Below are 25,425 nucleotides of genomic sequence, written 5' to 3'. Positions count from 1 at the left end.
ACGCGTCTCATTTCAGGGATTTCGGAGGCGGAGCCGTCGATTCGCGGACCACCAGCGAGAAATCGATCTCGCGATGCATGATGGTCTGCTCGCCGGCGAGGCTCCGCACCAGATATTCGCCTGCGCGCTGCCAGGTTTCTCCGGTCGGAACGTGGATCGTGGTGAGGCTCGGGCGCAAATGGCGGCTCCAGTCGAGGTCGTCGAAGCCGACCACCGACAGATCGCGCGGCACGGAGAACCCGTCGCGCTCCGCCTCGAGCAACACGCCGTAGGCGATGACGTCGTTGCCGCACACCACGGCTGTTGGGCGGTCCTTGAGGTTGAGGAGATAGCGGGCCGCCTCGCGCGCATCGTCCAGCGTATAGGGCACCTCGACGTGCCATTGCGGAGGAAGCTCGATGCCGTTCTCCGTCAGCGCGCGGCGAAAGCCGGTGACGCGGGCGCTCGCGCGGTCGTTGTTGCGCTGGAGCGCCGAGACGATTCCGATGCGGCGGTGACCGAGCTCGATGACGTGGGCGGCGGCGCGGTGGGCTGCGGCTTCGTTGTCCGTTCCGACGCAAGGGTAGGGCCTGTCGGGCTGGTAGATGCCGACATTGATGAAGGGCACTTTGTTGTCGGCAAGCAGCTTACGCAATCCGTCGTGATGGCAATCGCCGCGCAGCACCAGCCCGTCGACGCCGCGGCTGATCAGATTGCGCGCCTGCTGCAATTCGACATCGAGGTCATATCCGCTCGTGGTGAGGAACAGCATGTATCCGACTGACGATAGATATTGCTGCAGTGAGGCGATGCCGCGCGCGAACATCGTGTTGTCGATCGTTGGCACGATCGCGCCAAGCGTGCGCGAGCGGCGCGACGACAGGATGCGCGCCGGCGCATGCGGGATGTAACCGAGTGCGTCGATGGCCTGCTCGATCCGCGCGCGCAGGGAAGGGCTCACCGCGTCCGGATTGTTGAGGGCGCGCGAGACCGAGGCGGTTGAAACGCCAGCGCGGGCCGCAACGGCGCGGATGCCTTGTTTGACGGACTTGGCGTTGGTCAATCTCATGAATGTAACGTTACATCTTGCGGATCGCGCCGCGTTGTCGTGATAATGGCTCTAGTCTGCGGTAGATTGCGCGATCTGTCCATCGCTTGACACGGCTGGGCTGAGGTCTATTTTGTAACCGTTTTCAAATTGTGCTCGAAGATGTTCAAAATGGTTCGCCGGCTTAAGGCGGCCAGCCGGGAGGAGAGTTCAATGAAGGTCAGGATGCTCGCGACCCACGTCGCGTTGCCCGTTCTCGCGATTGCCGCCGCCAGCGCGCAAGCGCATGCCGCCGATTTCGACTGGATGAAGTTCAAGGGCAAGACCGTCACCTTTCTCGCCAACAACAATCCGGTCGCGCAGGCGCTGCTGACTTACAAAGCCGATTTCGAGAAGCTGACCGGCATGACCCTGAAGGTCGACGGCTATCAGGAACAGCAGATGCGCCAGCGTCTGGTCACCGTCATGAACGCGAACAGCGACGAGGTCGACGTGTTCATGACGCTGCCCTCCCGCGAGGGCGAGCAGTTTGCCGCCGCCGGCTGGTACGGCGATCTCACGACGATGGCCAAGACCGACGTCGCCAAGGACTACGACCCGGCAGGGCTGAGCCAGGCGCTGCTGAAGGCTGCGACCTTCGGCGGCAAGCTGACCAGCATGCCGATGAACATCGAAGGTCCGATCTTCTATTACCGCACCGACATCTTCAAGAAGTGCGGCATCGAGGCTCCGAAGACCATCAAGGAGGTCGAAGCTGCAGCTGGCAAAATCAAGACTTGCGACAGCGCGGTGACGCCGTTCGTCTCGCGCGGCCTCAAGCCCGCGATCGCCTACACCTTCAGCAACATGCTGCACAATATCGGCGGCAGCTACATCGCCAGCGGCAAGTCGAACCTCTGCTCGGCCAAGGGCAAGGAAGCGCTCGACACCTATAGCCGGCTGCTGCGCGACTTCGGACCGCCCGGCGTCGTGAACTACAGCTTCCAGCAGATTTCGGCGCTCTATCGCAGCGGCCGCGCGGCGATGGCGTTCGAATCGTCCAATGAGCTGCGCACGGTGATGGAAGGCGGCGCCCGGCTGAAGGACACCGGCCTGCTGCCGTTCCCGGCAGGCGAGGCCGGCCAGGTGCCGACCACGATCGGCTGGGGCATGGCGGTATCCTCGCACAGCAAGCAGCCGGAGGCAGCCTGGTATTTCGTGCAATGGGCGACCAGCCCCGAGGTGCAGAAGAAGATGGCGCTGCAAGGCATTGCCCCGCCGCGTCCGTCTGTCGCCAAGGACCCTGAGTATCGTAAGTGGATCGACGAGGAGCCGGTCCGCAAGGAATGGCAGGCCGCGCTCGACGTGCTCGCCACCAAGGGCTCGTCCGAGGTCGGCTATCCCATCGTTGCGAACCCGGAATCGCGCGAGTTCATCGGTCAGGCGGTGCAGGATCTGATCCTGAAGCAGAAGCCGATCGAGCAGGCTTGCGCGGATGCCGACAAGGCGCTCGATGCGCTGATTGCGCAGAAGTAACGGCTCAAGGTCGGCGGGCTTGCTGCCTGCCGGCACCTCCTCACTTCCAAGGAAACGCACGCATGTCTGATGCGGCTGCGACACTCGCGCAGGACCGGCAGAGGCTGGAAATGTCGGCGCTCTCCGCGCCGGCCGTGATCTTCACGGTCGCGATGATCGCGTTTCCCGTCGTCTATACGGTCTGGCTCGGCTTCCAGAACTTCTCCTCGACCGGCAAGCAGTCCTTCGCGGGCCTTACCAACTATTCCAGGCTGGTCTCCGACTACGAGTTCTGGCACGGGCTGTGGGTGACGATCGCGCTCTATGTGCTGTCGCTGGTGCTGCAGCTCGTCTTCGGCGTCTGGCTCGCGCTGGTGCTGTTTCACGCCAAGCGCCTGCCGGGGATCGTGCGCTCGCTGTTCATCTCGCCCTTCATGATGCCGCCGGTGGTCGCCGGCATGATGTGGCTGGTGATCCTCGATCCGTCGCTGGGTGCAGCCAACTATGTCCTGCAATCATTCGGCCTGCCGCCGTCGGACTGGCTGGCGTCGCCGACATGGGTCATTCCGACGGTTGCTCTGATAGACAGCTGGCAGTGGACGCCCTACGTCGCCTTGATCGTGCTCGGCGGCCTGCAATCGCTGCCGCCGAGCGTCTATGAGGCCGCGCAGATCGACGGCGCATCGCCGTTCAAGACCTTCCAGCGCATCACGCTTCCGCTGCTGTTGCCGACCATCGTCACCGCGGCGATCCTGCGCAGCGTCGACTTGCTGCGGTTCTTCGACATCATCTACATCACCACCCAGGGCGGCCCGGGAAACGCCTCGAACACGCTCAACATCTACGGCTTCCGCGTCGGTTTCGAATTCTTCAACATCGGCTATGCCAGCGCCCTGATGCTGACGCTGACGGCCATCGTATTCGGCGCCGTGCTCGCCTTCAACCGCCTGCGCGGCGCGGTGGCCTGGTGACGCCATGACCGATGCCGCCAATACCGACCGCTGGATCCGCTGGCTCAATCTGGTGCAGCTCGTGCTTGCAGGCATCATCATCATGACCCCGACGGTCTGGATGGTGCTGTCCTCGTTCAAGCCGTCCTTCGAGGTCACCGCCTATCCGCCGGCGCTGATCTTCACGCCGACATTGGAGAACTATGTCGAGCTGACGAGGACCACGCCATTCCTGAGCTACGCGCTCAACAGCCTCATCGTCACCGTCGGCTCGACCGCGCTCGGGCTGCTGTTTGGGATCCCCGCCGCCTTTGCCGTCTCCTGGACGCGGATTTCCTGGCCGGCGATCCTGACGCTGGCGGCGCGCATGGCGCCCGGCACGCTGTTCCTGCTGCCGTGGTACGTCATGTTCCGGCAGGTCGGCATGATCGGCTCCTATACCGCGCTGATCCTCAGCCACGCCGTGATCACATTACCGATCGTGATCTGGGTTTTGCTGCCTTCCTTCGACGGCATTCCTCGCAGCGTGTTCGAAGCGGCGCAGGTGGACGGATGCAGCGTCACGCGCATCCTCTGGCGCATCGCACTGCCGCTGGTGGCATCCGGCGTCGCGGTGTCGGCGATCCTCGCCTTCGTGTTCTCGTGGAACTACTTCCTGTTTGCGCTGGTGCTCTCCAATGGCGACACCAAGACGCTGATCGCGGCGGCCTTCAACTTCATCGGCGAAGGGTCGACGCAATGGGGCGCCCTGATGGCTGCGGCGACGCTGATCGCTTTGCCGCCGCTGGTGCTGGCGGCCCTGGTTCAGCGCTGGCTCGTTTCCGGACTGACGCTCGGCGCGGTGAAAGGCTAGGTCTCTGATGAATGTATCACCCCGTCCAAATTCGATCATGCAGGCCGCGGTCTTCCACGGCAACGATCGCATCACCATCGAGCGCGTGGCGATGCCCGAAATCGGCACAGGCGAGGTGCTGGTGCGCGTCTCCCGCACTGCGCTGTGCGGCTCGGACTTCAAGCTCTGGCACAAGGGCGCCGAATTCACCGCTGGCCACGAGATCTTCGGCGTGGTCGAGCAGCCGGGTCACCGCCTGCATGGCCGGCGCTGCGCCGTCTATATCCCCTTGCACTGCGACCGCTGCGCCGCCTGCAAGCGCGGCGACACCCAGATGTGCCTGCAAGTCTCCAGCCTGATCGGCTGGAACAGGCCGGGTGGGTATGCCGAATATGTGCCGGTGCCGGAAAACTGCCTGCTGCCGGTGCCTGACGATATCGAGAACAGCCTCGCGCCGCTGCTGCTCGACACCATCGGCACCTCGGGCCACGCCGTGCGTTTCGTTAGCCGCGTCGTGCCGCCGGCCGAGGCCGGGCCGGTTCTCGTGATGGGAGCAGGGCCCGTCGGCCTCGGCGTCGTGCTGGCGCTTCGCGCGCTCGGCTATGACGACGTTCACGTCGCCGATCCCAACGCGACGCGACTCAAGATCGCGCAATCGTTCGGCGCGAAGGCGCATCCGGTCGGCGATACCTCGAAGCGCTTCGCCCTGATCATGGAATGCTCCGGTGCCCATGCCGCGCGCAACCTCGGCATCGAGCTGGTGCTGCCGCGCGGCGCCTTGGTGCTGGTCGGCGAGAACGCCGCGCCCTGGACCATCGAGGAAGGCAAGGTGTTCCGCCGCAAGGATTTCTACATGATCCGGACCTTCTACTTCCCGGTTTCCGATTTCGAGCCGAATGTCGAGCTGCTGCGCAAGTACAAGGACGAATACCGCGTCCTCGTCGACGGCGAGTTCGGTCTCTCGGCGCTACCAGAGAATTTCGCCCGCTTCGCCAAGGGCGAGCTGATCAAGCCTGTACTGGCGCTGGACTGAGCGATCATGGCCTCGATCTCGATCCGCAACCTCGTCAAGCGCTACGGCAATTTCACCGTGATCCCCGATCTCAATCTGGAGATCGCGGACCATGAATTCGTCGTGTTCGTCGGCCCGTCCGGCTGCGGCAAATCCACCTTGCTGCGCATCATCGCCGGCCTGGAGCCGATTTCTTCGGGAGAGCTCTATATCGGCGACAAGCGCGTCAACGGCGTGCAGGCCGCCCACCGCGACATCGCAATGGTGTTCCAGGACTACGCGCTCTATCCGCACATGAAGGTCTACGACAACATGTCCTTTGCGCTGGAGCTGCGTGGGGTGTCGAAGGCCGAGATCGACGCGCGCGTGAAGCGCGCCGCGGCGCTCTTGCACATCGAACCCTATCTTGACCGCAAGCCGAAGGAGCTCTCCGGCGGCCAGCGCCAGCGCGTCGCCATGGGCCGCGCCATCGTGCGCAATCCCAAGGCGTTCCTGTTCGACGAACCGCTGTCCAATCTCGACGCAAAGCTGCGTGGGCAGGTGCGGGCCGAGATTAAGGCACTGTCGCAGGAACTGAAGACCACCATGGTCTTCGTCACCCACGACCAGATCGAGGCCATGACCATGGCCGACCGGATCGTGGTGCTTCAGAGCGGCACGATCCAGCAATACGACACACCCGAGACCGTTTACGAACGACCCGCCAATCAGTTCGTCGCCGGCTTCATCGGCTCGCCCGCCATGAACTTCTTTCCGGTCGAGTGGCAGCAGGAGCGCGCGATCCTCTCGCAAGGCGGGATGGTGGTGCCGCTGGAAGGCGAGAGCGCAGGCCGTCTCAGGCTGGCGGGCAACGCAGTGCTCGGAATTCGCCCTGAGCATTTCGCCGTGACCACGGAGGTCGCCGACGGCATTGCCGTCAACGTCAAGCTGGTCGAGCCGCTTGGATCGGATACGCTGATCCATTTCGATCTCGCCGGCGTCTCCGCGATCGCGCGGGTCGATCCGTCGCTGCGGCCGAAGGTCGGCGATCGCATCAGCTTGCGGCCGCAGCCGGGCAAGACGCATCTATTCGATGCCTCCAACGGGCAGGTTTTGCGGTGAGCGGGTCGGCGGACATCGGTGATTGGTCGGCACTGGCGGGCGTCGCGTCGCGGGAAAGGCCGGTGCATGTGATCTGCCTTGGCCTGTCCGCGCTCGACCAGGTCTGGCGCGTCGATCGTCCATTCGCGGGTGGAAGTGAGAAGATCAAAGCAACCGGTTACGGCACGCTCGGCGGCGGGATGTCTGCCAACGCTTCGGTCGCGATAGCAAAGCTTGGCGGGTCCGTCGCGTTCTGGGGGCGGGCAGGGAACGACGCCGCAGGACATGAGATGAGATCGGCCTTCATCACCGAAGGCGTCGATGTCGAGAACTTCCGGCTGTTTCCCGAGGGCCGCTCGTCGGTCTCCGGGATCATCGTCGACAGTTCCGGTGAACGCCAGATCGTCAACTTCCGCGGCCTCTATCCGGAAGCTGCGGACTGGCTTCCGCTTGAAGCCGTCGCTCGCGCATCATCCGTGCTGGCGGATCCGCGCTGGGTCGAGGGCGCAGCGACGCTGTTCCGCGAAGCCCGAAGGCGCGGCATTCCAACGGTGCTCGACGGCGATATGGCCGATGCCGAGGTGTTCGAACGGCTGCTGCCACTGACAGACCATGCCATCTTCTCCGAACCTGCGCTCACCGCCTTTGCCGGATCGGCCAAAGATGAATCACTCGCCGCGCTCGCGCGCTTCGGTTGCCGCGTCATCGCCGTCACGCGGGGCGAGGGGGGCGTGAGCTGGTACGAGAACGGCGAGCTGCACCGGCAGTCGGCCTATGCCGTCGAGGTCGTCGACACCACAGGCGCCGGCGACGTGTTCCACGGCGCCTATGCGCTTGCGATCGGCGTCGGACTCGATGCGCGCGCAGCCATGGCGTTTTCGGCGGCGACAGCCGCCATGAAATGCCGCCACGCCGGTGGCCGCAATGGAATCCCTGATATCAACGAGTGTCTTGCATTCATGAGGACGACGCCATGAGAACGATTGGAAAGAACCGTGGCCTGGCACGGCTTGCTGACGCGGAGGGCCACTTTCGCATGGTCGCGCTGGACCAGCGGCCGCCATTGTTCGATGCCATCGCGAAAGCAAAAGGCATCACCCGGGAGCAGGTCGAATATTCCGACGTCACGGCGGCGAAGCGCCTTCTTGTCGAGAACCTCGCGCCGCATTGCAGCTCGATGCTGTTCGACCCGAATTTCGCGGTGCCCGCGGCGATCGATCTGTTGCCGCCGCGCTGCGGCTTGATCATGACGCTGGAGGAGCACCGCGTTGAAGAAACCGCGGGCGGCCGCAAGTCGCGGGCGATCACCAATTGGAGCGTGGAGAAGATCCGCGCGATGGGCGGCGACGCCGTCAAGGTGCTGGCCTGGTACCGGCCGGACGCCGATGCCGCGGTCAACGAGCATCAGAAGCGCTTCGTCCGTGAGGTCGGCGAGGACTGCGCCCGCCACGACATTCCCTACGTCCTTGAGCTGCTGGTCTATCCGTTCCTCGGCAGCGCCAATCACACCGCGGACTATGTGGAATCGCCCGGCAAGCTGCCAGGCCTCGTCATCGACAGCGTGCGCGAGTTTGCCAAGCCGGAATATTGCGTCGATCTCCTCAAGCTGGAGAGCCCGCTTGCGGCGGGCGGCCTGCCGGCCCGCGACGGCAGTGCGGCGGCGAAGGCCGCGCAGAAGGAGTTCGATGCGATCGGCGACATCTGCCGCGAACGGAGCATCCCCTGGGTGCTGCTGTCGGGGGGCGCCGCCCCTGAAAAATTCGAACGCGTTCTCGACTACTCCTATGCCGCGGGCGCAAGCGGCTTCCTCGCCGGCCGCACCATCTGGCTTGACGCCGTTCTGAAGAACTTTCCGGATCGTGCGGCGGTATCGGCGAGCCTCCGCAAGGATGGTCTCGGCGTGCTGGAACGGCTCAACAAACTCACCACGGCCAAGGGCTCGCCCTGGAAGCCGCGTTTTCCGGTGTTCGCTGATATCAAGCAGGAAGGTGACTTCGCGCGCGCCTATTGAGATAGTGGTTCCGCGTGGTTCATCCCGATCGTAGGCTCCGCAACATGACTGACGGTTTCACCATCCGCTCGATCGAGGCGTTCTGCTTTCGCTATCCGCTGTCGACGCCGGTGGTGACGTCGTTCGGCAAGATGCTCAACCGACCCGCCGTCATCGTTCGCGCCGTCGACGAGGACGGCGTCGAGGGATGGGGTGAAGCCTGGTCCAACTTTCCGGCGCCAGGCGCGGAGCATCGTGCCCGGCTCGTCAACGAGGTGCTGGCGCCCGGCCTTGTCGGGCGTAAATTCGACGGCCCGGTCCAGGCCTTCGAGGCGCTGACGGGGGGTACCGAGGTGCTGGCGCTTCAATGCGGCGAACCCGGTCCGTTCGCGCAGGCGATTGCAGGGATCGACCTCGCGCTATGGGACCTCTCCGCGCGTCGCCAGCGCTTGCCGCTGTGGCGGCTGTTCGGCGGCCAGTCGAACAAGATCAAGGTCTATGCCAGCGGCATCAATCCCGGTGGCGCCGCGCAGACGGCGGAAGCCGCGCTCAAACGGGGCCATCGCGCGCTGAAGCTGAAGGTCGGGTTCGGCGCCGAAACCGATCTGGCTAATTTGGCCGCGCTGCGCGGGATCGTCGGCGCCGGCATGCTTGCCAGCGATGCCAATCAGGGCTGGTCGGTCGCGCAGGCCATGGAGATGCTGCCGCGGCTTGCCGAATTCGATCTGCGCTGGCTGGAGGAGCCGATCCGCGCGGATCGCCCGCGCGAGGAATGGCGCAGGCTGCACGGACTCGCCAAGATGCCCATTGCCGCCGGCGAAAACATCTCGAGCCTCGAGGCCTTTAGGGAGGTTCTGGCCGAAGACGTGCTCGGCGTGGTTCAACCCGATATCGCGAAATGGGGTGGCCTTAGCGTCTGTGCCGGGCTGGCGCGCGACATCCTGAAGGCGGGCAAGACGTTTTGCCCGCACTATCTCGGCGGAGGCATTGGCTTGCTGGCGTCCGCGCATCTCCTCGCCGGTGTCGGAGGCGATGGCTGGCTGGAAGTCGATGCCAACGACAACCCGCTGCGCGATCTGCTTTGCGGCCCGATCATCAATGTCAGGGACGGCACGGTCGGACTGGACCACGACCCGGGGCTCGGAGTCGTGCCTGATCTTTCCAGTATCGAGCGCTATCGTAGCATCTAGCATGGTAGAGAGGCATGTCAGCGTCCGCGGTCGGAAACCGACGTGGCCTAGCTTATTTGCTGCACTTTCACACCAAAACCGGCGAACCTAACGGACAATCGATTTAATCTGACTATGAGATAAATATCGCATACATGGGGGATCGGATGCCGGCACCTTTGCCTTCTCTAAACGCCTTGCGCGCATTTGAGGCGACGGCTCGACATCGCAGCATCAGCCGTGCAGCAGTCGAGCTGGGTGTGACACATGGCGCCGTTAGTCGCCAAATCAAGGTGCTTGAGGAAGTCATGGGTGTGGCGCTCCTCATGCGCGGCACCAAGGAATCGGTGCCAACCCGGGAGGGCGAGCAACTCGTGGACGGCTTGTCGACGGCCTTCAACCTGATTCATGCCACCATTGAGCGTTTGAAGCCCGGTCCGTTAACGTTGTCCTGCTCAGCCTCGATAACCATGTGCTGGCTTATTCCGCGGATGCCCGGATTGTACGCCAAGCACCCCGGCATGGAAATCAAGCTCGACATGAACTACGACCGAGTGGATTTCACGCGGGATAACATCAGCGTAGCCATTCGAAACAACACGTTCGAACCGCCGAAGTCGGCGGTCATTCGTCCGCTTGGCACTGAGTGGATAGGTCCGGTGTGTTCTCCGGCCTATCTCAAATCCATCTCGCTGAAGAGACCCAAAGATTTGTCGAACGCCAGGTTGCTCGCGACCACGACCCGCCCAAATGCCTGGACCGATTGGCTCGCAGCAGTCGGAGAAGACGAGAGGGCGCCGCAAGTGCACCAAAGGTTTGATCATTTCTATCTGATGATCCAGGCGGCGACTTTCGGACTGGGGATCGCCGTTGTCCCGCACATGCTCGCCATAGGGGACCTGGAATCCGGCAGACTGATTGCCCCGTTCGGCTTTGCGCCCGGAGAACGTCAGCTCTCGCTTTGGATCGCGCCGCACCTGGCGTCGAGGAGCGACCTCAAGACTCTGGAGAAGTGGCTTTCGCAAGAACTGCGGGAAGGCTTGAAGCGTGCCTCGAAGCTCTCGTTGCCTCGGGGTTCCTAGCTGGCAAAGGTGCCGGGTTTCTGGAGTCCCGATTTGGGTCGGCCGGGCTCGGGCGGTCGGGTTTACGGCACGCAACTAGATTAAAGTTCGTGTGCAAGGAATGCCTGCAATTCTGGCGTGGCTGGACTGTCGAGCATGCTGCCCGGCCCGGTCTCCCAGACCTTGCCCTGATGCATGAAGACGACTTGATCGGCAATGCGTCGAGCAAAGTTCATCTCGTGGGTGACCATCACCATCGTCATGCCGTCATCGGCCAGACGCTCGATGACTCGCAGGACCTCGCCGGTCAATTGGGGGTCCAGCGCGGAAGTCACCTCGTCGAAAAGCATTACCTTTGGCTGCATCGCTAACGATCGGGCGATTGCGGCGCGCTGCTGTTGTCCACCGGAAAGCTGCTCGGGGTAGGAATCGAATTTCTCTGACAGCCCCACTTGTGCCAGGCAGTGCTTGGCCAACTCGACGGCCTGCTGTTTTGGCAGCTTCTTCACGGTGCGCGGAGACAGCATGATGTTCTCGGCGACGGTCAGATGCGGGAACAGGTTGTAGCTTTGAAACACTATGCCCACGTCCAATCGGAGTTTGCGCAGGTCCAAATCTGGTGCGGTGAGATTGTGTCCACAAACGTCAATTTGGCCCTGGCTGATCGTCTCCAGCCGGTCGACGCAGCGCAGCGCGGTGCTCTTGCCCGAACCGGATGGCCCAATGAGAACCGTCACCTCACCACGCTTGACCTCGAAGCTGATGCCTTTCAGAACTTCCAGGTTCGCGAAGCTCTTATGCACGTTGCGCAGAAGGACCACGACGTCGTTTCCTGCGGACGTATCGGGCCGATTTTGGGACATAGTCATCTCAGGCACGATTGATCTCCCTCAAACAGTGCGCATGCCGCGCGCCAGGCGGCTCTCTAGCTTGTGGCTGATAGCGGAGAGCGGGTAGCAGAGCGCGAAGTACACCAGGGCCACGACCGAAAATGTAATGAACGGCTGGAACGTTGAATTGTTGATGAGCTGGCCCGCGCGCGTCAGCTCCACGAAGCCCACAGCGGATGCCAACGATGTGTTCTTCACGATCTGGACCATGAAGCCGACCGTGCCCGGCGTTGCATTCCTGACGGCCTGGGGAATGATGACGTGGTACATCCGCTGCAAGCGGCTGAGCGCCAGACACTCTGCGGCTTCCCATTGAGCCTCGGGGACGGCCTGGATGCTGCCTCGCCAGAATTCGCCCAAATAGGCTCCGACCCAGATCGTCATGGACAGAATCGCAGCCACCAAGGGGGAAACAGATAGGCCCATTGCGGGCAAGCCGAAGTATCCAGCGAACATGATGACCAGTAGCGGCACGCCCTGAACCATCTGGATATAGAAGGAGGACACGCCCCGCAGTGCCGGGTTCGCGGAGACACGGCACAAGGCGATGCCCAGACCCATCAAACCACCGCCGATGAACGCGCAAAGCGACAGACCCAGGGTCAGCACGGCACCCTGTAGGAGAAACTGGATGTGGATGAGTCCGAAAGTCGGTGTCATAGCCAGACCTCAGAGCGCGGTGCCAAGGCGACGGCGGCGCGGGAAGGCCACCAGGGCGATCAGCCAGAATACGAAACGCATGGTGAGCGCGAGCAACAGGTAGATCAGGCCGATAGTGAGATAGGTTTCCATCGGTCGGAAGGAAGCACCCTGGATGAAATTGGCGTTGCCAGTCAGGTCCGAAACGGAGATCTGCGATGTAATCGACGACGCCAACATCAGCAGGATGAACTGGCTGGTCAGCGAGGGATAAACGCGCTCGACGGCCGGACGCAGGATAACATGCCAGTAGATCTGCGCCTTCGATAAGCCGAGGCACTCGGCGGCTTCCCACTGTCCCGCATGGACTGAGTTGATACCGGCACGCATGATCTCACCGGTGTACGCACCCACGTTGATGGTGAGCGCGATGATCGAGACCGTAATAGCGCTCAAGGTGAGACCCAGCGACGACAGGCCAAAGAATACCAGGAAGACCTGCACCAGGAATGGAGTGTTGCGGACAGCTTCAACGTAACAGGCGCAAAGCTTCGACAGCCACTCGAGCTTGGAGTTGCGGCCGATGGCGCAGAGGGTACCGATGATGAAACCGAGAATGGTGGCCGAGGCCGCCAGCTTCATGGTGACCAGCGCCCCGTCCAGCAGCAACGGCCACCGCTCAATAATTGGAGAAAAGTCCAGCGACACGGTGGCTCCTCGCTCTCTATGCCTGCATTTTACCTGCTCACGCCGAGGCTTTCGGTGCCTTGCGCTCTCCGAACATCAGACCACCAGTGCGGAATCCTCCGTCGACGTTCAGAGTGTGTCCCTGAACGTACCGCGCCTCCTCCGAGCACAGGAATACCGCGGCATCAGCGATTTCCTCGGGCATGCCATAGCGCACCATTGGGATCAGGTAATTGTAAGCCGCACGCGTCGCAGCATCATGCGCGGTCGCCGCCATGTCGGTCTCGATAGCGCCTGGCGCGATGTTGTTGACGTTGATGCGGTGTTCGGAGAGCTCGACGGCCATGACCTTTGTGAGCAACTCAAGACCCGCCTTAGCCGATCCGTAGGCGGCGCGACCGTTGCCGCCGCGTTGACCGGAAAGAGAGGCGATATTGATGATCTTGCCGCCGTGGCCCTGCTCGACCATCTGTCTGGCGCAAGCCTGAGCCACTAGGAAGGCACCGGTCAGATTGATGGAGATGATTCGGTTCCAGAGCTCCAGCGGCGTGTCCAGGAAGGGTGTATTGCCGCCGACACCGGCATTGTTGATGAGGATGTCGAGGCGGCCGCACTGGGCCACCACGGCTTTCAGAAGTTTCAGGACAGAAGCCTGTTCGGCAACGTCGACGGAGAAGCCGAAGGCCTTGCCGCCGGCCGCCTTCAGCTTTTCAGCGGCCGCGTTCGCGCCCTCGCCATTGATGTCGGCGACCGCGATCGTTGCGCCTTCGCGAGACAGAGCCGTCGCGATCGCGAAGCCAATGCCGCGAGCGCCACCGGTGACGAGAGCAATTTTGTTCTGAAGCCTCACGATATCTCTCCTTTTATTGTTCGCCGCGAGCAGCGGTGAAGAAATCCGGCGTGCCGGTCTGACCACCCTTAAGCGCGATCTCCAGGCCATCGATGGCGGCGTCCGGTGAGTGTGCCCGGCACAGCGGGACGCCCGGCGACAACGGCGCGACAGCGCTGAGCGCGTCGATGCCGAGGCGCGACGCAGCCTGACCCGAAGTATCTCCGCCGGAGATGACGACCCGACGCAGCCCGGTCTGACGGATAAGTGCATTCAGGATGTTGCCGAGCGCGCTACCAATCCGATCGTTCACCACGGAAATTGGAATACGGCTGGCCGCGATGGCAGTACGGAAGATAGAAACCCGTTCGTCGTCGGGGCCGGCAGCCGTGAAGACCAAAGGGCTACGGCCGGTCCCGACGGCCTGCAACGCGGCCGCGATAGCCCGTTCGGTTTCCACCCTCAGGGCATCTTCCGAAACGGCTCGCTCGGCAGCGAGCGGAATGAGCTCAAAGCCTTGGGCCTCGGCATGCCTGATTTGCTCGGCGGTGATTGGGGAGACTGAACCCGAGACAATGGCGATCTGCTCAACTCTCTTCGGTGGCGCGGCTGCGGATGCTGGCGGTATCAAGCCAGCCGCGCGCCAGTAGGCCACCAGCGCTTGCTCGACACCCTGGGAGCCGAGAACGAATTGGCGCTTGCCACCTTCCTCCCAGATGAGGCGACCGCCTTCTTCGAGCGTTTCCTGATCCAGGACGTCCAGCGAGACGATTTCCGCCCCACGCTGCAGTTCGCGCTGGAGCAGAGTGCTGGACCCACCCTTCTTCATGGTCGCGAAGTCGACCAAGCCGATCCGCAGGGTGGTCAGTCCGGCAAGGTGACGCGCAAGGTCGGCCTCATGCATTGGCGTGACGGGATGCACTGACATGGTGGGATGCCGGTCGAGCCGGTAACCAACGCCATTGGCATGAGCGAACAGGTTGCCGAACGCCTGGAAACGCCCCATCCCCGGGTCCGATACCAACATCGGCGCCCAGCCCGGATACTTGCGAAGGCCGATCTCGGCTGCACGACCGACATTGCCGATGTGAGAGGCTGAATCAAAGGTCGAGCAGAGCTTGTAGTGGAGGATAGGCGCACCGGCTTCGTCCAGCAGGTCGAAGACAGCCGGCAAGTTTTCGTCCATCCATTCTGGACTGCGAGCGCGCGCGATGCCGGCGATGCCTATTCCGCTATACTCGCCAGCGATTTGACGTAGCCGCTCTTTGGACGGGGGCTGCAAGAACAGAATTGTTTCCAAGCCAGCAAACGCCAGCACCTCCATCGCGGCGGAGGAGCCGGTGAAATCGTCACCATAGAACGCGACGAGCGGTCCACTGAGAATGGGACGGTGCAGGCTCATACTGCTGAATCCATTGCTGCCTGAAGGGCAGGATGGGTGAGCGCATAATCGGCCTGCGGCACACCTTGCAAAGCAGCATCCCAGGCCTCGCGCAAGGCGCTTACTCCGGCCCCGGGGCCACCGGGATGCCCCATGATGCCTCCACCGGCCGTCACAATCAGGTCGGTCGAATTGAGGGCCGCATGCGTGCCCGGAACCTGTTTCACGCCCTGACCGGATGAGAAAACCGGCATGACGGTACAGGGCTTATCCGAGAACATCGGTGTCAGGCAGGCACGTGCCGCCTCGATGACGCTCTCGTCACCTTCCGAGAACTTGTTGGCAAGGCCATTCACATGCATGTGGTCGGCGCCGGCCAGGCGCCAGATCTTGTGCCAAGCGACGAAAGACCACCCGAGCATCGGGTAGCGCGAAAGATAGCCCCAGCCATTGCGATGGGCATGGATGGGCAACTGCGAGAACTTGGCGAGCTCGATCATGCCGGCGAGACCAACCGAATTGAGGCTGGCCATGAGGCACGTTGCGCCGTGCTTCAGCAGAACGTCATGCCGCCGTTTCATCTCTTCGACATCACCGGTCAGGTTGAAGGCATACATGGCCTTCTTGCCGGTCTTGTCCGCGTTGGAATTGATTTCGCGCATCACGGCGGCGACGCGGTCATTGAAGGGACAGTACGGGCCGTCCGCTTGTAGCTCGTCATCCTTGATGAAATCGATACCTGCCTCGCAGAGGGTTTTGACCAAGGCAGCCGTTTCTCCTGGGCTGAAGCCGACGCTGGGTTTGATGATGGTGCCGATCAGAGGACGATCCTTGACGCCTGCCAGGCGTCTTGTGCCTTCGGCACCAAACTTCGGCCCGCAGTATGCCTTGGCGAAGGAAGGGGGCAGGCGGATATCGAGAATGCGAAGCCCGCTGACTTGACGAAGTTCGAACAGGTTGCCTGCCACCGTCGACATCAGGTTCGGCAGTGAAGGGCCGAGCGTGGCGAGCGGCCATGACAAGGTCAGCTTGGCCCTTGTGAGGCCTTCGTTGTCGGGGGAGGGACCAGAGGAGGGCAGGGAACGGCGACCGACTGCCTCGCTCACGACGTCTAGCTTTACGACCTTCGCGGCAGCGCGTTCACGAAGTTCTGGAGTCTCGCCGGGTACGGGGACAAAAGTGCCACTAGACTGCTCCCCCGCGATGGTTTCGGCAGTCCTTTCCACATCGTCGGGAGTCTCAAGCAGATAGTCCGCTTCGATGCGTTCCTGGGTCATTGATACGTCCAATGATAAGCTTCGTGCTTATTGTTGTTGATGTAGGCTAAACGGCACTGCGCGGATAAACCTTACGCATCCAGGGCCGGGGCGGGCCGGCTCCATGCGCCAGCCGGGTCACATGAGCCTACGCGCCATGTGACGACACGTCTGGCTATTGGAGGATTTCATCCGGGATATCGATGTTGTGAAACTTCTTGAAATAGCCGTTCAGCTTGCCGTTCTTGACATTCGTGCTGATCCACTCGTTGAGCTTTTCGAGCAGTTTTGTCTCGCCTTTCCTCACTCCCATGGCGATGGGGAACTGGTTGATAACCAGCTTGGCCTCGAACTTGCGATTGCTGGAGCGTTCATTGATGGCTCTCATCTGCGGGTCCGCGAGCCCGAGATAAGTCGCCTGGCCCGAGACGGCGGCAGTAATGGCAGTGGCATCGTCATCAAAGCGGATAACGGTGAAGCCGTACTGCTTCTCACGTTCGCCGGACAAGGCAACGTCCTGCGCTGTGGTGCGGACGACAGCGATGCTCTTGCCCTTGAGGTCTTCCCACGACTTGGTCGTGTCGTTCGTCGGCGCGATCACCGTAGTGCGGATGAAAGAATAAGGTTTGGTATAGTCGACGACCTTCTTGCGCTCTTCCGTGATTGACAGGGACGAAATGATCACGTCGGCCTTGTCTGTATTGATGTTCGGAATACGGGTTGGGCCAGTTGTGTTGATGAATTCGAGTTCGACACCCCAATCAGCGGCCAGGGCTTTGGCCACTTCGACATCAGAGCCGGTTGGTTTCAGGGATCCGTCCAGCATGCCGAAGGGCGGGATACCCAGGTCGGTCGCAACCCGGATCTTCTTCTTGCTGGTGATGTTATCCAGGACATCTGCGCTGGCGGGCGCGGCGATCGCCAAGCCAGCGGCGGCCATGATCGCAAACGCGAAATGACGACGGTTCAGTTTCATCCCTAATCTCCCATTGCTTGTCCGAGCCAGTTCCGGCCCTTTGAATCCGCCACCTTTGCCACAAGTAAGCTCCACCTCTTCGGCTGCGCCTGAGACGAACTCAAGAAGGCGGCTGGGAGCATGCACAGGCAGGCTGCGGGCGAACTGTAGGCAATCGACCCCCGGTTCGGGACTGCATAAATTCTCGGCTGGATATGAGTTTTTTTGACGCTCAGAGCCGACCAGGGCGTCAGATCCGAGCGCCGGCTGCCTGGCGGCCGACCCGGTCAGACGCGCCGCCTCGGAAACGGGTAGCACTCCAGAGGATCGTGGATGAACTGCGTCGCATCTGGCATTCGCGATCGAGGGCAAGGGCGATCGCTGGCAACCGCGCCGAGCTAGAGTCGTCGGCGATGCCGCATGCTTCCGTCAGATCGTGGAGGAAGCGTTCCGCATCCGCTCCAAGGAAGCCGACCACGACGTCGTCCGCGTAGCGCCTGGCGATCATATCGCCGGGGTGCGGCGTCAACAACAAGCGGTGCAATGCCCAGCGCCTTCGATCCGACGGTCCTGACTATGCAGGATCGGCCACGTGGGGGCCAGGGTTGGGCAGATCAGCTGGCGATAGCCGGAAGGCCCGCGGTCATGGATCGGTTGGCGATCACGTGCGACCGGCGACTATACTATTTTCGCGAAAGTACATAACGGGGAGAATGCCAAAGAAGATGCGGTAACAGATTGAACTTGCGAGGTGATCCCTGCTCCTCGCCCCCATGAGGAATTGGAGCGCGAGGTTAGAAGGTGGCGTGTGCACCATGTGCGCACCGGGAGATCAAGAGAAATCCATCATGGCGAGCCGAGCCGGCGCTTGTGGAAGCGGGATAGACAGGACACGAGGCTTGCGCAGTCCCAGAGCTTAAGGCTTGCGCATCCATGCTGGTCTGCAATCAAGCCAGACGGTGATCAGAAACGCACCCGCTTGGGAATCCCGCGCGTCCGATACCTCGTTGCTCGGGGCCTTCGTGCGTGCGGCGACGACGCCGACCGCCGTCTTTGTACCGAGTGCCGTGCTTCCGCCCCTCGTACCCTCTCCCTGAGCCGCTTCAATTGAGCCAGCAGGCTAGCGAGTTCGATCGTTGTGTGACGCAGAACAGCGAGGCTGCAGACTCCACTACTCACTACCACACCCCCAAACAGGCCTTCGAATCCGCGACGGGAAGCTCAAAATTGTGATGACGTGCCAATAACGTCTAAGCGATGCATCCTCGAGCCGTCCGTTCGCTTTACGACGATACGCGGAAATATTTTCGAGCGTTTTAATGCGCCGCAACAGGAATGCCTGTCTCGAAGAGAGAGAATTTGGACGGACTCTCTAAAACGGCCTCGGCATTGGCATCAGCACGAGGGAGCCGCACCGAGGATATCCGTCGTCCGAACGATTGGCTCTTCGACCCAGGCCTCGCGAGCGAACCAGTTGTGATCGGCCTGACAAGTCGGGCAACGAGTATTGCCGAAAAACACGATGCTTCGCAGGAACGTCTCACGATCGGATTTGATACCGGTCGGAATCGCGCGACCGGTTTTCGGGCACTTGACCATAATCATACCCATGTGAGCTCCCTGAAACATCTGCCGGATAAAAGGGGCCGGTCGGCTGGAGTGCGCTCTTGTCGGTGCGGGTTACTTGGGGGGGCATCGCACCTGGGTCGATGTTCGAGCAAAGGGCAACTTGCTCGTGACGACGCTTCTCCAACCGACCGGATTCTTGCTGGGCGAATTCTTGGGATCCTGCCGGCTTTGGCCCGGCAGGCCTATGAAATGAGGCTTCGACCTCAACCGAAAGCTTCTGGGGGACCCTTCACAATTATCATGTCCAAATCCCTGCGGCTTCGTGCGGAATATTCCGCTCGCAATGAAGCCAATATCTTCCTCTTGTCGGACAGATCAGCCAACCGGATCACTGGTCTCACTCCCCCTCGTGCAATCCGTTAATATTCTCCGTTTTTCTTTTAATGCGCAATTAAATTCGCATTGTCGGTCCGGTTTGCGACTTTCGGCCGATTTATTTTGCGGGCTTGTCGCGGCAGGATGTCACATCGGAAAGCGTCAAGCCCTGCGCACATTCAGCTATTCCCTCACTACCTGTCGCCGGTTCGGGGCGCGCCACGATTTGACTTGGTAACGGATGGTTTGTGCGTGGTTCAAATATGAAATAAATTTTGTTATATGGCGGCGTTGTAAATATCGTTGTTAATTGCTGCCGATCAACTAAGCTAAGCTCGCCCAGGTTTCGTTCGTCTGGAGGAGACAATGTGGGATTTAACTTTTGGCGGGTACGACCTCGCCCCCGATGCGCCGCAGTTGACCCAGATGCGCGCGGAGTTGGTGAATATTGGCGAGAAGGAGCGCATTCTGCGAGAACGCAGTGCCGATCGCGAAGCCTATCGGTACCTCCTGGATGCTCATCGGTTGAGCGCGAGCGAGCTTTCTTTGAGAGTAGGTGTTGAACATTTCTCCGCAGGGGAGGGCGCAGGGCGGTCAGCTGTGGCATGACTGACCGGATTGTCGTTACGAAACGAGACCGATTGGGTGACTTGTGCCCGGCAGATGGGAATTGCCGTGCCGCGGACGGGTCAGATTGATCTTCATTGGCTGCCGAGGGCGGCGAGGGCATCCCGGACGCTGTCGTCGCCTCGTCCCTGCAAGACGAGGCAGAGTTCTTCACATTGGTTGGAGCCGTGCTGGAAAGATCGTCGGCCGAGATGGTGTTGAGACCGGCTGCGGATGCGGTGTTCGCGCTGCTGGAAGGTCGATCAATGGTCTTCAGCGAAACAGGGCAGAAGATCTTTGAGCTGGACCGAGTAGGAGCATTCATCTGGTGTAAGTTGGCGCAAGGCGCCTCTCTGGAGGACATCCATCAGGGGCTTGGGACGCTAGGCATTGACGAGCACACGGCACGCCAGTTCACGCGACAGGTCGTAGATATATGGATCGATCGAGCGTTGCTCGAGGTCGATTGGCGAATGCCGACCGATTTTGCCGTCTCGGCGGATTTAGGCCGGCACCGAATAGGGATCCGGGCCGCAAATCGGGACCTCTTGAGACGGCTGTGCTCGCTGTTTTGTGTTTCGGACCAGAGCGCCGGCGGCGACGACATTGCGATCGAGGCAATGATGCTCGACGAGCAAGTGCTCTGGCGCGGAGAGGACTCCAGCATCTCCAGGTGTCAAGTCGAAGCACTGGCCCCTACGATCAAAGCACACATCACCGAGCGACTTATTCGAAGCAATCGCTGGACCTTCTCCCTCCATGCCGCTTCCCTCGTGAAAGACGGTGCGGGCCTATTGCTATGCGGCCAACCGGGAGCCGGAAAGTCCACCCTCACACTGCAGTTGGTGGACGCCGGACTTCGGTACGCCGGCGATGACGTTGCGCTGGTTGGAACTGACGGAGCGATCTGCGGAATCCCGTTTGCTCTCACCGTCAAGGAAGGATCGTGGGACTTGCTCTCGCGACTACATGGCGACCGGTACGACGCGACGCATTGCCGCTCCGACGGCGTTCTGGTGCGATACGTACCCATTGCGGATGCGTACCACCAATGCTTTTCCGCAAGCTGGATCATCTTCTTGAACCGTGTCGCGAGCGGTCCGGCCGAACTGACCGCGATAGATCAACTGGATTCGATGAAGCGGCTCATCGAGAACGCATTTGCTGCTGACGGGCGACTTTCGCAGGCCGGCTTTTTCGCTTTGAAGCGGATCGTCGCTGGCGCGCCATCGCTTCAACTCACCTACTGCGAGGCCGTGGAGGCTCGGCGCGTGCTTATGGATCTATGCAATGGCAAGGCATAGCACGGCGCTGACGAGCCTCTGCAATTGCTTGCAAGGCATGCCACCTGTCGATGTCGATTGGACGTCCGTGATCGGGCTCGCAAATCAGACGCTGACGACGCCGGCGCTCATCGATTTTGTCGACAAATTTGCACCGATCCTGCCCGAGGACGTCTGCGGATATATTCGCCAGATCCACCGCCGAAACGTGCTGCGTAACAATCGGCTCGTCGCTCAGCTCGAAGAAGCCGTCGTTGCGATGAACGGCCTGGGAATCACGCCGATCATGCTCAAGGGAGCATCGACGCTGGCGACCGCGCCCGAGGAGCGACGAGGCGTTCGGTTAATGTCTGATCTGGATATTATGGTAATGCCGGACCAAGCCAGAACGGCAGTCTCCGCTCTATGCGCAATTGGTTACAATATCGACCATCAGGCCCCTCCTGAAAGCCCGAGATGGCACGTCGAGCTGAATCGATCGCAGGATGTCGGGACCATCGACCTGCAGCAGGCAGCTCCAGGCCCTGCGTACCTCTACCAGCGCTTCGGGCACCCGCTGAACCATTGCGTTCCCGCGCCGCTGGGACGCGGACGCGTGTATATCCCTACCCCTACTTATCGAGCGCTTATGTTGATCATCCATGATCAATTTCAAGACTATGGTTATTGGCTCGGCGATCTCGACCTGCGGCACCTTGTTGAATTGCGTGATCTAAACAATTCTGCCGAGGGCCTCGATTGGAGGGAGCTTACCTCTCTTGTCTCGGGCGAATTGATGACGAACGCGGTTGAAACCCAGCTGTTCGCTCTTGCTGAGTTGCTTGGCGTCGAGATTCCACAAGAGGCGCGCTCTCGGCTGATTCCCCGTCTGCAGTTCATGCGACAGGTGATGCAAGCACGATTTCCGGCCACACGTGTGCCCCTCCTTGCAATGATGATGCTGGATCTCGGAAACTACCGGAAGGCGGCAAATGGCGCCATCCAACCGGCCGCGCGCCGGCGTGGATTGTGGTCCCTGCCGAGGGTGGGAACCCTGCAGTTTCTGCTGAAGGCGGCCGTCGCGGTGCGCGCAGGCAAGGTCTAAACCACAAGCTCCCTCGTGAGGGCGGCAGATCCCATGCGGACGCATTCAAATTGCCGCGTCCTAAGCGAGTGCCAGCTTCCGGATCCGTGGATCTAACGATTCGCGCATGCGGGCATTTGCAGCAGGGCTATCAATGCTCCTGACCACCAGCATTCCGGTTGGAGGCTTCACCGTTCTCGTGAATCCTGAACTCCTCCAGCGTGTGGCCTGATTGTAGCGCGGCGACCAGCCAGCGCGGCTGTTTGCCACGCCCAGACCAGGTCTCCGTCGGTTTGAGGGGGTTGAAGTATTTCGGTACGACCTTTGGGTATTTACGGCGGGGAGGCTGGCCTAGGCCCATCTCTGCCGTCCCGCTTTCGGGCCCACCGACTTGTTCCGGTTGATTGAGTTGCGCCAGGCGCTTCTCCAATTCCCGCTTTTCGGCCGTGATCTTTTCAGCAAGAATCTTTGTCAGCTCCTCGTGGAGGAGCCATAGTTCTTCAAAATCCATGGCTTCGAGATCTTGCCTATGCATAGCATTCTCGTCACCGTTCGACGACGCCCTGACTACCTTGTCATCTCCACGCCCAATATCGTTTTTCGAGCGCCGAATATTCGACCGGTCCAGGGTTGGTCTTTCAAATTGACGCGACAATAAATAAATAATATATTATTTAATATTTATTGCGAGGATTATTTTCACCAATTTTAATGATGGCGAGGCAACCTTGCTGCAAGCCCGAAGAGAAACATTTGATGTTATCGATTGCCCTTTGGGGCGCCTTCAGGCGGCCATCGGCCAGTTCATCGCTCCCTCGGATGGATTGACCGACATCCAGGCTTTGAAGCTACAAATCCAGTTGCGACGGCTCGCGCTGAGGGATATCGCGGTCATAAGCTCCCGGTTACAGCGGGCTGATGGCCGTATTTCAGTAAGAACGACGCAACGCGGGCTCGCGCGACGATCATATTTGCCGAGATTGCGGCGTCGCAAATTGATCCCGCGGCCAGCTTGACTTGCCATTCCTGGCTGAAGTCGAGACGTCGGTGCACGTAAGGCGCGTGATATTACTTTGGTCGCTATTAAATTGAGCGGGATAGTTCATGTTTTTGTCTTGATTAGGACTGACGACGCAGTTATGTGGAGCACGAACGTGCCGTTCGGTTCCACATTTTTTTTGTTAACGCCGACCACTTGGTTCTTGATTACCCGGCCGGGACAATATTAAATGGGCGCAACTACAGGATGCCAACATGTCGACCAAGAAGCTCGAACTAGAAGCGATGTCCCTCGACGATCTATGGTCGCTTCATGAGGAAATTAGCGGCATTTTGTCGGAGCGGATTAAGGCGGAAAAGCAGGAGCTGGAGAAGCGCCTGGCGGTTCTCGGCGGCGGGATGGCTGTGTTAGCCGAAAGAAGCGAGTCGGGCGTCTCCCCGACCGGCAAGCAGAGGCGCAAATATCCGCGCGTGCTTCCGAAATATCGCAACCCCCAGACTTCTGAAACCTGGTCGGGACGTGGCAAGCGGCCGCGGTGGTTGGTTGCTGCGATGAAATCGGGCCGTCGGATCGAGGAGTTTCGCATAGGGGAAGCGGCTCCGAAGTTTCGGCAGAGAGCCTGAAGCGTCGCTACGCCGATAGGCTGGCGTAGCTCGGCGCTTTGAGCGGAGCAGCCTAGTAGGCGTTGCGGCCCCGCAATACTTCCATCGGAGTTCGCAACAGGATTGCGAGATCCAGCCGAAGACTCCAATTGTCGATATACCAGAGATCGTACTGTACACGTGCTTCGATCATGGAGGCTGTGGGAGTTGCGCCGCGGCAGCCGTGGATCTGGGCCCATCCGGTCAGTCCTGGCCTGACCCTGCGGCGAAACGCGTAGTTTCGAACGAGCTTGTCAAACTGTCCGTCGTGGGCCAAGGCGTGGGGACGTGGACCCACCAGCGACATGCTGCCCTCGAGCACGTTCAGCAGTTGCGGCAGTTCATCGAAACTAGTTCGACGCAGCCATTTGCCCACGCGGGTGATGCGGTGGTCGACGGGGGTCGCCTGAACGATCACGCTGCCGTCCTCGAGCACATGCATGGTCCGAAACTTGCGGATCAAGAATGTCCGACCATTAAAACCACAGCGTTGTTGTCGGAAGAACACAGGGCCGGGAGAGTCCAGCTTGATTGCGACCGCAGCAAGCGCAAGCAATGGTGCGGATATGGCCAAGGCGAGCCCCGCGCCAAGAATATCAATGATTCGCTTGCCCGCGCACTCGAACGGCGTAAGGGGACCGCGCTGCAATTCTACGCAAACGGCACTTCCCAAATTCCGCGTAGGATGCCGAAGCAATTCGGATGATGTGCCGACCGGCACGAATATGATCGGAAACGGCAATACCCGCAACTCGGCAACAAATGCCCGCAGTTCGGGCCATCGCTCCGGGCTGGCTTCGACCACCACCTGGTCGAGCCGGGCGTTGCGAATATAGTCGATTACGCGAGACGTGAGCCGCTTGCGACCGGCGGGACCGAACCCAACCGGCGGCAGGCTGAACCGTCCCTTGACGCAATAACCATGCATAGCCAGGGTTTCCGGCAGGCCGGCATTCTTCGAAAGCGGCTGGTCGGTGATTAGAATGATATTCGTGCTGGCGAATCTTCTTTCGCTCAGACCTCTTACCAACAGCGACCTGACAGCCCATCGCTCGGCTACGAGGAACCCCAGGCCCAGGATGGCGAAGAGTGGGCCAGCTTGCTGAGATGCGCCTGGATGAATTGCAAAGCCGTACGCGGCCCAGATCAAGAGCAGCAATGACGCCCACGTCACACATACGGCCCGAATCTGGTTCTTGAGGACGAGGAGCTCAATCGGGCAATAAAGGCCTTGAGCCTTCAGCACGGAAGCCACGCAAGCTGCGCTGACCAGTGCCACGCCAAATGCGTTGCCGTGGCCTCCCTCAATCTGCCCGCTTTGGAACCGGTAGAGTATTGTGGAGATCGCGCTTGCAAACAAGATCGTCGCGACATCGGCACAGAGGGCAGCATGCTCGATCCAGTCATACCGGAGGGGCCATTTATGCCTGGGGGACACCGATGGCTCGAGATTGACACGAGCCGTATCGTTTCGATCGGAGAAGTGTCGGTTCACGAAATTCATGATGGGGCACTCAATACTGATATTTAATATATTATTAATTTGTTGAATATATCAAGAAAAAACTCGTCATTTAAATGACGCCATTTGCCGCTCTTGTCCTATGCCCGACGGCCTGCGGAACAAGCTTGGGGA

24 protein-coding genes are annotated in these 25,425 nt (G+C 60.8%); 13 read left to right on the top strand and 11 right to left on the bottom strand.

The window, feature by feature from the left end; all coding sequences use genetic code 11:
* Nucleotides 1–7: 7 nt before the first annotated feature.
* Nucleotides 8–1,048: a LacI family DNA-binding transcriptional regulator gene (locus MOV74_RS00510; protein WP_246916467.1), complete on the bottom strand. Its 1,041-nt coding sequence runs from the start codon at nt 1,046–1,048 to the stop codon at nt 8–10.
* Between the two features lie 192 nt (nt 1,049–1,240).
* On the opposite strand from MOV74_RS00510, the gene MOV74_RS00505 reads away from it, so the two are divergent.
* The 9 genes from MOV74_RS00505 to MOV74_RS00465 all read left to right on the top strand — a co-directional run bounded on the left by MOV74_RS00505 (nt 1,241) and on the right by MOV74_RS00465 (nt 10,636).
* The gene (locus MOV74_RS00505; protein ID WP_246916465.1) at nt 1,241–2,542 is read left to right on the top strand and encodes an ABC transporter substrate-binding protein; all 1,302 of its coding nucleotides are present in this window, start codon (nt 1,241–1,243) and stop codon (nt 2,540–2,542) included.
* Nucleotides 2,543–2,604: 62 nt separating this feature from the next.
* The gene (locus MOV74_RS00500) at nt 2,605–3,492 is read left to right on the top strand and encodes a carbohydrate ABC transporter permease (RefSeq protein WP_246916463.1); all 888 of its coding nucleotides are present in this window, start codon (nt 2,605–2,607) and stop codon (nt 3,490–3,492) included.
* Nucleotides 3,493–3,496: 4 nt separating this feature from the next.
* Complete coding sequence (locus tag MOV74_RS00495; RefSeq protein WP_246916461.1) at nt 3,497–4,324, top strand: carbohydrate ABC transporter permease; 828 nt, start codon at nt 3,497–3,499, stop codon at nt 4,322–4,324.
* A 7-nt stretch (nt 4,325–4,331) separates the two neighbouring features.
* On the top strand, nt 4,332–5,336 hold the full coding sequence (locus MOV74_RS00490; protein WP_246916459.1) for a zinc-binding dehydrogenase: 1,005 nt from the start codon (nt 4,332–4,334) through the stop codon (nt 5,334–5,336).
* A gap of 6 nt (nt 5,337–5,342) precedes the next feature.
* Nucleotides 5,343–6,416 carry an ABC transporter ATP-binding protein gene (locus MOV74_RS00485; RefSeq protein ID WP_246916457.1) on the top strand — a complete coding sequence of 358 codons (1,074 nt, stop codon included), beginning with the start codon at nt 5,343–5,345 and terminating at the stop codon, nt 6,414–6,416.
* Between the two features lie 62 nt (nt 6,417–6,478).
* Nucleotides 6,479–7,372: a sugar kinase gene (locus tag MOV74_RS00480; protein ID WP_246916455.1), complete on the top strand. Its 894-nt coding sequence runs from the start codon at nt 6,479–6,481 to the stop codon at nt 7,370–7,372.
* Complete coding sequence (locus tag MOV74_RS00475; RefSeq protein WP_246916453.1) at nt 7,369–8,406, top strand: tagatose 1,6-diphosphate aldolase; 1,038 nt, start codon at nt 7,369–7,371, stop codon at nt 8,404–8,406. Before MOV74_RS00480 ends, MOV74_RS00475 begins: the two co-directional genes overlap by 4 nt.
* Nucleotides 8,407–8,450: 44 nt before the next feature.
* Nucleotides 8,451–9,575 (top strand): mandelate racemase/muconate lactonizing enzyme family protein, encoded by a 1,125-nt coding sequence (locus tag MOV74_RS00470; protein WP_246916451.1) that lies wholly within the window; start codon nt 8,451–8,453, stop codon nt 9,573–9,575.
* Nucleotides 9,576–9,721: 146 nt separating this feature from the next.
* Nucleotides 9,722–10,636, top strand: a complete 915-nt coding sequence (locus tag MOV74_RS00465; protein WP_246916449.1) for a LysR substrate-binding domain-containing protein — start codon at nt 9,722–9,724, stop codon at nt 10,634–10,636.
* 80 nt (nt 10,637–10,716) lie between these two features.
* On the opposite strand, the gene MOV74_RS00460 is transcribed toward MOV74_RS00465, so the two are convergent.
* The 8 genes from MOV74_RS00460 to MOV74_RS00425 all read right to left on the bottom strand — a co-directional run bounded on the left by MOV74_RS00460 (nt 10,717) and on the right by MOV74_RS00425 (nt 17,796).
* A complete protein-coding gene (locus tag MOV74_RS00460; RefSeq protein WP_404979096.1) occupies nt 10,717–11,478 on the bottom strand; it encodes an amino acid ABC transporter ATP-binding protein in 762 nt (253 codons plus the stop codon).
* A 27-nt stretch (nt 11,479–11,505) separates the two neighbouring features.
* Nucleotides 11,506–12,165, bottom strand: coding sequence for an amino acid ABC transporter permease (locus MOV74_RS00455; protein ID WP_246916447.1), 660 nt, complete (start codon nt 12,163–12,165; stop codon nt 11,506–11,508).
* A 9-nt stretch (nt 12,166–12,174) separates the two neighbouring features.
* Nucleotides 12,175–12,852, bottom strand: a complete 678-nt coding sequence (locus MOV74_RS00450) for an amino acid ABC transporter permease (protein ID WP_246916445.1) — start codon at nt 12,850–12,852, stop codon at nt 12,175–12,177.
* 37 nt (nt 12,853–12,889) lie between these two features.
* Entirely contained in the window at nt 12,890–13,747 is an 858-nt protein-coding gene (locus tag MOV74_RS00445) for an SDR family NAD(P)-dependent oxidoreductase (protein ID WP_246916443.1), read from the bottom strand.
* Nucleotides 13,695–15,062 carry a four-carbon acid sugar kinase family protein gene (locus MOV74_RS00440; RefSeq protein WP_246916441.1) on the bottom strand — a complete coding sequence of 456 codons (1,368 nt, stop codon included), beginning with the start codon at nt 15,060–15,062 and terminating at the stop codon, nt 13,695–13,697. The genes MOV74_RS00445 and MOV74_RS00440 overlap by 53 nt, the downstream gene beginning before the upstream one ends.
* Entirely contained in the window at nt 15,059–16,318 is a 1,260-nt protein-coding gene (locus MOV74_RS00435; RefSeq protein ID WP_246916439.1) for a ribulose-bisphosphate carboxylase large subunit family protein, read from the bottom strand. Before MOV74_RS00435 ends, MOV74_RS00440 begins: the two co-directional genes overlap by 4 nt.
* Nucleotides 16,319–16,472: 154 nt before the next feature.
* Nucleotides 16,473–17,273 (bottom strand): transporter substrate-binding domain-containing protein, encoded by an 801-nt coding sequence (locus MOV74_RS00430; RefSeq protein WP_246916437.1) that lies wholly within the window; start codon nt 17,271–17,273, stop codon nt 16,473–16,475.
* Between the two features lie 229 nt (nt 17,274–17,502).
* Nucleotides 17,503–17,796, bottom strand: coding sequence for a hypothetical protein (locus tag MOV74_RS00425; RefSeq protein ID WP_246916435.1), 294 nt, complete (start codon nt 17,794–17,796; stop codon nt 17,503–17,505).
* Nucleotides 17,797–19,562: 1,766 nt separating this feature from the next.
* On the opposite strand from MOV74_RS00425, the gene MOV74_RS00415 reads away from it, so the two are divergent.
* The 3 genes from MOV74_RS00415 to MOV74_RS00405 all read left to right on the top strand — a co-directional run bounded on the left by MOV74_RS00415 (nt 19,563) and on the right by MOV74_RS00405 (nt 22,169).
* Complete coding sequence (locus tag MOV74_RS00415) at nt 19,563–19,805, top strand: hypothetical protein (RefSeq protein WP_246916431.1); 243 nt, start codon at nt 19,563–19,565, stop codon at nt 19,803–19,805.
* A gap of 95 nt (nt 19,806–19,900) precedes the next feature.
* Nucleotides 19,901–21,106: a serine/threonine protein kinase gene (locus MOV74_RS00410; RefSeq protein WP_246916429.1), complete on the top strand. Its 1,206-nt coding sequence runs from the start codon at nt 19,901–19,903 to the stop codon at nt 21,104–21,106.
* Complete coding sequence (locus MOV74_RS00405; RefSeq protein WP_246916427.1) at nt 21,093–22,169, top strand: nucleotidyltransferase family protein; 1,077 nt, start codon at nt 21,093–21,095, stop codon at nt 22,167–22,169. Before MOV74_RS00410 ends, MOV74_RS00405 begins: the two co-directional genes overlap by 14 nt.
* Nucleotides 22,170–22,299: 130 nt before the next feature.
* On the opposite strand, the gene MOV74_RS00400 is transcribed toward MOV74_RS00405, so the two are convergent.
* Nucleotides 22,300–22,683, bottom strand: coding sequence for an H-NS family nucleoid-associated regulatory protein (locus tag MOV74_RS00400; protein ID WP_246916425.1), 384 nt, complete (start codon nt 22,681–22,683; stop codon nt 22,300–22,302).
* 719 nt (nt 22,684–23,402) lie between these two features.
* On the opposite strand from MOV74_RS00400, the gene MOV74_RS00395 reads away from it, so the two are divergent.
* Nucleotides 23,403–23,771, top strand: coding sequence for an H-NS family nucleoid-associated regulatory protein (locus MOV74_RS00395; protein ID WP_246916422.1), 369 nt, complete (start codon nt 23,403–23,405; stop codon nt 23,769–23,771).
* A 52-nt stretch (nt 23,772–23,823) separates the two neighbouring features.
* Here the strand turns inward: MOV74_RS00395 and MOV74_RS00390 are convergent, their stop codons facing one another.
* Nucleotides 23,824–25,293, bottom strand: a complete 1,470-nt coding sequence (locus MOV74_RS00390) for an exopolysaccharide biosynthesis polyprenyl glycosylphosphotransferase (protein ID WP_246916420.1) — start codon at nt 25,291–25,293, stop codon at nt 23,824–23,826.
* Between the last annotated feature and the right edge of the window lie 132 nt (nt 25,294–25,425).

Source organism: Bradyrhizobium sp. SHOUNA76, assembly GCF_023006445.1.
GTDB lineage: Bacteria > Pseudomonadota > Alphaproteobacteria > Rhizobiales > Xanthobacteraceae > Bradyrhizobium.
Note: the sequence above shows the minus strand (reverse complement) of the source record. Positions and strands in the feature narration are given on the sequence as shown.